This window comes from Microcystis sp. M_OC_Ca_00000000_C217Col (assembly GCF_007095585.1).
Classification (GTDB): Bacteria; Cyanobacteriota; Cyanobacteriia; order Cyanobacteriales; family Microcystaceae; genus Microcystis; species Microcystis panniformis.
In genome coordinates, this window is sequence record NZ_SFBV01000119.1 from 1 (window position 1) to 8,604 (window position 8,604).

Below are 8,604 nucleotides of genomic sequence, written 5' to 3' on the forward strand. Positions count from 1 at the left end.
CCCCTAAGCCGAGTTTTCAAGGTGCTGCGCCGTCCACTTGGTTTTCGAGACTGGCCTTTTAATTCTAACGTAAAGCCAACCTAGAACGGCGGGGTTTCAGACCCAAAATTTCCGATGACAAAAAACTGATGACCGAATGCTTCTAGCTTAATATTCTTTACATAACTTGACAAGGAAAGGGCGAGGTAAAGGGGGAAAATAGATCGAGCTTGTCTTCATCTGCCTAACGATCATGTCTATTGTCACCCTTAACCCCCTTCAATCCCATCAAGATTTAGTCATCGATCCAGCCAAAATTACGGGATTACGGGGAAAAATCACTATCCCCGGCGATAAATCCATATCCCATCGTTCCCTGATGTTAGGAGCGATCGCCGAAGGAGAAACCGTTATTCATGGGTTATTATTGGGCGAAGATCCCCGCAGTACCGCTAGTTGTTTTCGTGCCATGGGTGTGGAAATTTCCCAACTCAACAGCGAGAAAGTGATCGTCAAAGGTAGGGGTTTAGGCAATCTTGAGGAACCCTTAGAAATCCTTGATGCGGGCAATTCCGGCACGACGATCCGCTTAATGTTAGGATTATTGGCTGGTCATCAGGATCGTTTTTTTGTCGTTACTGGTGATGCTTCCCTGCGATCGCGTCCCATGTCCAGGGTGGTGAAACCCCTCAAAGAAATGGGGGCGCAAATTTGGGGCAGAAAAGCCCATTCTTTGGCTCCTTTAGCCGTTTCTGGGGAATATCTGCAACCGATCCACTACTATTCTCCCGTTGCTTCTGCACAGGTGAAATCCTGTCTTCTTCTCGCAGGACTGTTAACGGAGGGGAAAACCACGATCACGGAACCCGCTTTATCTCGCGATCACAGTGAACGGATGCTGCGCGCTTTTGGGGCAAATATTGAGGTGGATGGGGAGACTAATAGCGTCACGGTGACGGGTTATCCCACTTTAACTGGACAAACGGTGATTGTACCCGGGGATATCAGTTCGGCGGCCTTTTGGTTGGTAGCGGGGGCAATCGTGCCTAATTCCGAGTTATTAATCGAAAATGTGGGAATAAACCCGACTAGAACTGGAGTTTTACAGGTTTTACAGGCAATGGGAGCAGATATCACCCTCGAAAATCAACGGGTGGTGACGGGGGAACCAGTGGCGGATCTGCGGGTGAAATCCAGTCCACTACAGGCAACCACGATCGCCGGTGAGATTATACCCCGTCTGATCGATGAAATTCCCATTCTGGCAGTAGCGGCGGTTTTTGCCCAAGGAACGACAATTATCAAGGATGCCGAGGAATTACGGGTGAAGGAAAGCGATCGCCTGACGGTGATGGCCACCCAACTCGATCGCCTAGGAGCAAAAGTAAGGGAATTACCCGATGGTTTAGAGATTACCGGCGGTACGGGCCTATTCGGCACGGAAGTGGACAGTTTTACCGATCATCGCATTGCCATGAGTCTAGCGATCGCTGCCCTCAATTCCCGTCAACCCACCACTATCCATCGCGCTGAAGCAGCTGGCATTTCCTACCCCGATTTCTTTACTACCTTAAAGCAAATTTGTCAAGAGTAGAAATATTAAGTTTTTCTGCGAACGGGCGAGGGGTAACTGGTATAATTGCGGGATAAATCACAGAGTAGTAGGCCACCTGTGTGATAATCGAGTTCATCGATCGAGGTAGCGAAAAATAGAAGCGTCCCTAACTCGCATTTCCCTGAAAAATATCTCCCTATCTACCCCACTCCCGTCTTCTATTCCCCACCGATAATGGAAATCATCGCCCAATTAGAGAAAGTTTCCTATATTTATCCCGAATCCTCCAATCTAGTGCTTAAAAATATCTCTTTAGCAATTCATCGAGGCGAATTTTTAGGTATTATCGGGCCCACAGGTGCGGGAAAAACTACTCTCTGTTTAACTCTTAACGGTATTGTCCCCCAATTCTACGGAGGGCGTTTTTTTGGTTATGCAACAGTAGCCGGTTTAGACACTTTAACCCATCCCGTTAGCACCTTGGCCCGCTATGTGGGGGCAGTATTTGAAGATCCCGAAACGCAACTTTTAGCTACTTCGATAGAAAATGAAATCGCTTTTACCTTAGAAAATTTACGGCTACCGCGAGAGGAAATTAAAGCGCGCATTCCCAAAGTTTTAGCGGCAGTCCGGTTAGAGGGAATGGAAAAAAAATCGCCGGGGGAACTATCGGGAGGACAAAAACAACGATTAGCGATCGCCGCTGCCCTTGCAGTTCAGCCCGCTTTGTTAATTCTCGATGAACCCACCTCCCAACTTGATCCGGTGGGAGCCCAAGAAGTTTTCGCCACCATTAAGGAATTAAATCGCCATCTCGGTGTCACCATTGTGATGGTCTCCCACGCGGCCGAGGAAATGGCCGAATATGCCGATCGCCTGGTACTATTAAGGGAGGGTGCGATCGAAGCCATGGGAACCCCGGCAGAGATCTACTCCCAAGTACAGCGTTTACAGGAAAATGCCCTGCGTCCCCCGCAAGTGGCCACTACTTTTGCTTTGATCGAGCAGAAAATCGGGGCGGTCGAGTCGATTCCTGTCACCCTAGACCGCGGTTTTGCCCGTTTAAACGAGATTAAATCCTTTTATCATCAAATCACCACAACCCTTCCCTTATCGTCGGTTTCTGACCCCTTAAACCCCATACTGAGGGTAAAAAATCTCTGCCATACCTACCCCGATGGTACTACCGCCCTGCGGGATGTGTCCCTCGATATTGCCGAAGGGGAATATCTGCTGATTATCGGTCAAAATGGCGCCGGAAAAAGCACTTTAGTCAAGCATTTTCTCAATCTTCTCTCGGCAACCACCGGTCAAGTTATGATTGACGGACGTTCGACCAGTAGCTTTTCTGTCAGTGATTTAGCTCGTTCGATCGGTTATGTAGCCCAAAATCCCGATAATCAGATTTTTAACACCACTGTCGAGAAAGAAGTATCATTTGCCCTGACTAATCTCGGTTATTCTCCAGAAATCGTCAACCAACGCACAGAAGCAAGTCTAGAAGCCATGGGATTGCTAGAATATCGCTCCTATCATCCTCTCTCCTTACCGAAAGGCGATCGAGCGCGGGTAGTGATTGCGGCAATTTTAGCCATGGAACCGCGTATAGTTGTTTTTGATGAACCCACCACTGGCCAAGATTACCAAGGGGCTAAGGCAATTTTAGAGGTGAGTCGTCAATTACACCAAATGGGCAAAACGGTGATTGTGATCACCCATCACCTCTATTTGATGCCAGAATACGCCGAAAGAGTAATTATTATGGGTCAAGGAACTATCCTTTTAGATGCCCCAATCCAGCAAGCTTATCATCAAACCGATCTCTTGGCCAAAACCTATCTAACTCCACCCCAAGCAGTTTTATTAGCACAAAAATTAGGACAACTTTCCGGTTATCCTAATTCCCTTTTAACTCCCCAAGAAATTGCCGATTGTTTTCAGAGGATTTAGCCTTGAGGCTATTTATTTAACTGTTTCTAAAATCAACTTCGATCGCTTAACATTATCAGGTACAGGAATCGGATAATCGCCATTAAAACAAGCAGTACAGAAGGTTTTCGGATCTTCCTTCGTTGCTGTTAACATTCCATCGTGACTGAGATAAGCTAAACTATCCACCCCGATTTGTGCCTGAATTTCCGCCACCGATTTAGTTGCCGCAATTAATTGCTCTTGGTTATCCGTATCAATGCCATAAAAACAAGGATGAGTCACCGGAGGTGAAGATATTCTCATGTGAACTTCTCTTGCTCCGGCATCCCGTAAAGCTTTAACTAATTTCCGGCTAGTGGTTCCCCGCACGATCGAATCATCAACAATAATAACTCTTTTTCCCTGTAAAACATCCTTTAAAGGATTCAATTTCATCTTAATTCCCGACTCTCTCATGTGTTGGGTTGGTTGAATAAAAGTCCGTCCCACATAACGATTTTTAATCAATCCTTCCGCGTAGGGAATATCAGAAATGCGCGAAAATCCGATCGCCGCTGGAATACCTGAATCGGGAACTCCCATCACCATATCTGCTTCTACCGGCGACTCTTTAGCTAATTGTTCCCCCAAACGTACCCGATAAGTATATAAAGATTCCTCGTGAACAATACTATCGGGACGGGCAAAATAAATCATCTCAAAAACGCATAATTTTTTCTCCGGTTTTATGGCCCAATCCACCGAAGATAAGCCATCTTCACTAATCCAAACTAATTCCCCCGGCTGCACATCCCGCAGATAATCGGCCCCGATAATATCTAATCCGCAGGTTTCCGAAGCCAAAACATAACGGGGGGGATTGCCTTCTTCTTGCAAAACCCCAATTACTAACGGTCTGACACCATTGGGGTCCCGCGCCCCGATAATTCCCGTCGGTGTGCCGATAACAAGGCTGTAAGCCCCGCTACAATAGCTAAAGGCATCGATCGCCGCTTCTATCCAATCCTTGCCACTATCCACTTCCTGGCCGATAGCGACGGCGATCATTTCCGAGTCGGTGGTGGTGACGAGATCACAACCGCGCTTTTCTAATACATTTCTTAACTCAAAAGTATTGACTAAATTGCCGTTATGTGCTAGGGAAAGTTTACCCAAACGGGTTTCGATCACAGCAGGTTGGGCATTGGCCCGACGGCTAGAACCGGTGGTAGAGTAACGAGTATGACCGACGGCGTGAGTACCCGGCAAGGTTTTAAGGACAGTTTCGTTAAAAACTTGGGAAACTAAGCCCATTTCTTTGTAACAATGCACCGTTTCCCCGTCGTAGGTGGCAATACCTGCCGATTCCTGTCCTCGGTGTTGCAGGGCATAGAGTCCGAAATAGGTCAGTTTTGCTACTTCTTCCTCGGGGGCATAGAGTCCAAAAACTCCACAGGCTTCTTCAGGCTTATCGACGCGGTTCAAGAATAGGGATGAGTCGGGATGGCTAGACATGAGAGGACTGGGGTTTGGGGCTACTTTTGATACGAAATCTTAACTTATCTTAATCTCTTTTTAACACTTTCCTCTATGGTGATTTGAGAACAGTTATCAGGTGTTGGATTTTGGGGTTTTGGGGTTTTAGGGTGTTAGGGTTTTGGGGTTTTGGGGTGTTAGGGTTTTGGGGTGTTAGGGTTTTGGGGTGTTAGGGTTTTGGGGTGTTAGGGTTTTAGCTGAATTTCCCCATTTCCCCATTTCCCCATTTCCCCATTTCCCCATTTCCCCATTTCCCCATTTCCCCATTTCCTCACTCCCGACGACCGACTCCTGTTTCCTTCCCTAAAGTCTTCTTTCGATCGCTTTTGACCAAACTTGCTGTATAGTTTCTAGACTAACATCGATCGCCGGTTGTTTATTCCGGTCAAGAATTAAAAGATTATCGCTTTTTTCGCTAACTTTGCCGGTTATTTGCCAATAGTCTCCCAATTGTGTCTTTAGATATTCTTCCCAATCTTGCCGATTTTCGGGGGAAACGGAGACAATAATGCAACTAGCTAATTCCCCGAATAACACCGCGTCAAAACGGCCTTGATGCTGCCAAGAAAGGTCAATTTCTGCCCCTAATTGGCCACTAATACAGCATTCTGCCAGAGCAGTGGCTAAACCTCCCTCCGCGCAATCGTGGGCAGATTTCAGCCAACCGGCGCGAATTCCCCGACGACAGGCCGCTTGTACCTTTCTTTCTAACTCAAAATCAATTACCGGCGGTTTTCCCGTCACCAAACCGTGAATAACGGCTAAATATTCGGAAGCGCCGATAGTTGGCAAGGAAAAACCCAAAATATAGATTAAATCCCCCGCTTTTTGCCAACCTTGGCCGCAAATTTGCCCGATATCCGGCACTAATCCCACCATCCCAATCACGGGAGTCGGATAAATAGACTGGGGGCTGCCAGCTGCATCAACGGTTTCGTTGTACAAAGAGACATTACCCCCAGTCACCGGTGTATTCATTTCCCGACAAGCTTCAGCAATACCCTGACAAGCAGTGGCTAATTGCCAATAACCGATTGAATTCTCTGGACTTCCGAAATTGAGATTATCCGTGACAGCAATGGGGTCGGCACCAACACAACTAAGGTTTCTGGCCGCTTCCGCCACGGCCAACTTAGCTCCGTTATAGGGATCAAGATAAACGTATCGCGGATTACAATCTGTAGTCGCCGCTACACCTCGCCGAGAATTTGCGGGATTAGCACCCAGAGGACGCACGCGAATCACGGCCGCATCGGCTCCCCCGGGGAGAATAACGGTGTTATTCTGGACTTGATGATCATATTGACGATAAACCCAGCGTTTTGAGGCAATCGAGGGACTATCCAGCAGTTTTAATAAAATCTCGTTATAGGATTCGGGAATAGGAATCGTGCTATCTTGCCATAATTGAGCTTTTTGGGCGTATTCTGGCGGTTCTGTTAGTAATTCCCGATGATAAATCGGAGTATTATCCGCTAGGGCCGTGGCAGGAATTTCGGCGGCAATTTCCCCTTTAAATAATATACGGACGATCGGTTCTGCAATTACCTGGCCAGCGACCACAGCCTGAAGTCCCCAACGATGGAAAATCTCGATTAATTCGCCTTCTCGTCCCGATGCTGCCACAAATAACATTCTTTCTTGGGATTCCGACAGCAGATATTCGTAGGGAACCATCCCGGTTTCCCGGACGGGGATTTTATCCAAATCTAATTCAATTCCCACCCCTCCCTTGGCCGCCATCTCGGAGGTAGAACAGGTGATCCCCGCGGCCCCCATATCCTGGGCCGCCACCACCGCGCCGGTCTTAAATGCCTCTAAACAAGCTTCTATCAGGGATTTTTCCAGAAAAGGGTCGCCCACTTGCACTGCGGGCCGGTCATCCATAGATTTATCGGTTAATTCAGCGCTGGCAAAACTTGCCCCTCCCATACCGTCCCGGCCGGTGGTAGAACCAACGTATAAAACCGGGTTTCCTAGGCCTTTTGCCCCAGATTTAACGATTTCCTCGGTTTCCATTAGCCCTAAAGCCATGGCATTAACAAGGGGATTGCCATTGTAGGCATTATCAAAGTATATCTCACCGCCCACCGTGGGAACACCGACACTATTGCCATAATGACTTATTCCTTCCACGACTCCGGCAAAAATGCGCCGATTGCGGGCATCTTGCAAGTTACCAAAACGAAGGGAGTTGAGGATAGCAATGGGCCGGGCCCCCATGGTAAAAATATCCCGCAGGATGCCTCCGACTCCGGTAGCGGCACCTTGGAAGGGTTCCACCGCAGAAGGATGATTATGGGACTCGATTTTAAAGGCTAATCGCAATCCATCGCCTAAATCCACTACTCCGGCATTTTCTCCTGGTCCGACGAGAACTTTTTCGCCGGTGGTGGGGAATTGTTTGAGCAGCGGCCGGGAGTTTTTATAACAGCAGTGTTCCGACCACATCACGCCAAACATCCCTAATTCGGCTTTGTTGGGGTGTCTTCCCAGTCTTTTGACTATTTCTTCGTATTCTTCGGGTTTGATGCCTTCTGAGGCAATTTCTGCGGCAGTGAAGGGGGTAGTCATGGGACAATGCGATCGAGGGACAAGATTTATTGTATAACGTCTGATGAGATCGAGTTATACTGCTTAGTGAAAGACAAAAAAGTTAAAAAGGTTTGCGCTAGTAAAGTTAAGCTAAAGACATAGTTTTATGATCAGTGGGAACGAAACTATGGCAGTAGAAACAGCTTTATCAATGAAAGCCTTATACGATCAGGATTTTGTTCTCTGGGCTTCAAAAACCGCCGAACTTTTAAAGCTAAAAAAGTTTGATGACGTGGACTGGGAAAATCTGATCGAGGAAGTGGAGTGCCTGGGGAAAAGTGACAGACGGGCTGTAGAAAGTTTATTAACCCGACTTATCGAACACCTGTTTAAGTTAGCTTATCACAAATCGGAACGGGAGCGAGAACGCAACGTCTGTCACTGGGTAGGAGAAATCGCCGGTTTCCGAACTCAACTAGGAGAGTGGCTAGAAACTACTACTCTCACCAACCACGCGCGGGATTATTTTCAAAAAGCCTACTCGAACGCTCGGAAAACTTTAATACAAGCGAAAGCAGTCACTGGCGACGCGATTCCTCTAGAGCCTCCTTTCTCCCTCGAACAGGTATTAGATGGGGAATGGTTCCCAATTGATATCGATCATTACTTCGACGTATAAGGACAAAAAAAGTTAAAGATGAATATTAAAGTTATTGTTTGGCAAGAGGATGATTTATGGTGTGCCACCGTTCCAGCTTTCCCCGATTGTCATACTTGGGGAGAAAGTATAGGAGAAAATCTATCCAACCTCCATCATACCCTATTTAATCTTGGTTCCGATGGTGTTGGGTAACAGTCGTCATCCCAATTGCTCAAAAACAGGAGCTTCCTGAAGAATACAATAAAAAACTTTTGCTAAACTAGAGGCCTCTTTTTGAGTTTAATTGCGTGAAAACTGACAGTATTTTTTATCAACTCTTACAAAGATTTCCCGCTTGTTTCTTTGATTTGTTGAACCTTCCCCCCGAAACCGCCAATTCTTATCAATTCTCCTCGGTGGAAGTTAAACAATTGTCCTTTCGTCTCGA

General features: G+C 47.0%; 7 protein-coding genes. 5 read left to right on the forward strand and 2 right to left on the reverse strand.

Annotated features, from left to right (window positions below; genetic code table 11):
• Positions 1 to 232 precede the first annotated feature (232 nt).
• Together aroA and EWV66_RS07125 are read left to right on the forward strand one after the other, a co-directional pair.
• Complete coding sequence (aroA, locus tag EWV66_RS07120; protein WP_072927352.1) at positions 233 to 1,573, forward strand: 3-phosphoshikimate 1-carboxyvinyltransferase; 1,341 nt, start codon at positions 233 to 235, stop codon at positions 1,571 to 1,573.
• A gap of 195 nt (positions 1,574 to 1,768) precedes the next feature.
• Positions 1,769 to 3,484 carry an ABC transporter ATP-binding protein gene (locus tag EWV66_RS07125; protein WP_052277487.1) on the forward strand — a complete coding sequence of 572 codons (1,716 nt, stop codon included), beginning with the start codon at positions 1,769 to 1,771 and terminating at the stop codon, positions 3,482 to 3,484.
• Between the two features lie 12 nt (positions 3,485 to 3,496).
• On the opposite strand, the gene purF is transcribed toward EWV66_RS07125, so the two are convergent.
• Both purF and purL read right to left on the reverse strand, forming a co-directional pair.
• Positions 3,497 to 4,960, reverse strand: coding sequence for an amidophosphoribosyltransferase (gene purF / locus EWV66_RS07130; RefSeq protein ID WP_072927349.1), 1,464 nt, complete (start codon positions 4,958 to 4,960; stop codon positions 3,497 to 3,499).
• Between the two features lie 324 nt (positions 4,961 to 5,284).
• Positions 5,285 to 7,555 carry a phosphoribosylformylglycinamidine synthase subunit PurL gene (purL, locus tag EWV66_RS07135; protein WP_052277486.1) on the reverse strand — a complete coding sequence of 757 codons (2,271 nt, stop codon included), beginning with the start codon at positions 7,553 to 7,555 and terminating at the stop codon, positions 5,285 to 5,287.
• 148 nt (positions 7,556 to 7,703) lie between these two features.
• Between purL and EWV66_RS07140 the strand changes: the two genes are divergently transcribed.
• From EWV66_RS07140 to EWV66_RS07150, 3 genes are all read left to right on the forward strand, one after another.
• Positions 7,704 to 8,195, forward strand: a complete 492-nt coding sequence (locus tag EWV66_RS07140) for a DUF29 domain-containing protein (protein ID WP_287107805.1) — start codon at positions 7,704 to 7,706, stop codon at positions 8,193 to 8,195.
• Between the two features lie 18 nt (positions 8,196 to 8,213).
• Positions 8,214 to 8,369, forward strand: coding sequence for a type II toxin-antitoxin system HicB family antitoxin (locus tag EWV66_RS24365; RefSeq protein WP_369800415.1), 156 nt, complete (start codon positions 8,214 to 8,216; stop codon positions 8,367 to 8,369).
• Positions 8,370 to 8,464: 95 nt separating this feature from the next.
• Positions 8,465 to 8,604: DUF2887 domain-containing protein (locus EWV66_RS07150; protein WP_287107806.1), on the forward strand; the 140-nt coding region annotated here is incomplete at its 3' end.

Coding starts and splice junctions, on each gene's coding strand:
- aroA (WP_072927352.1), top strand. CDS start 233: ATGTCTATTGTCACCCTTAACCCCCTTCAATCCCATCAAGATTTAGTC.
- EWV66_RS07125 (WP_052277487.1), top strand. CDS start 1,769: ATGGAAATCATCGCCCAATTAGAGAAAGTTTCCTATATTTATCCCGAA.
- purF (WP_072927349.1), bottom strand. CDS start 4,960: ATGTCTAGCCATCCCGACTCATCCCTATTCTTGAACCGCGTCGATAAG.
- purL (WP_052277486.1), bottom strand. CDS start 7,555: ATGACTACCCCCTTCACTGCCGCAGAAATTGCCTCAGAAGGCATCAAA.
- EWV66_RS07140 (WP_287107805.1), top strand. CDS start 7,704: ATGGCAGTAGAAACAGCTTTATCAATGAAAGCCTTATACGATCAGGAT.
- EWV66_RS24365 (WP_369800415.1), top strand. CDS start 8,214: ATGAATATTAAAGTTATTGTTTGGCAAGAGGATGATTTATGGTGTGCC.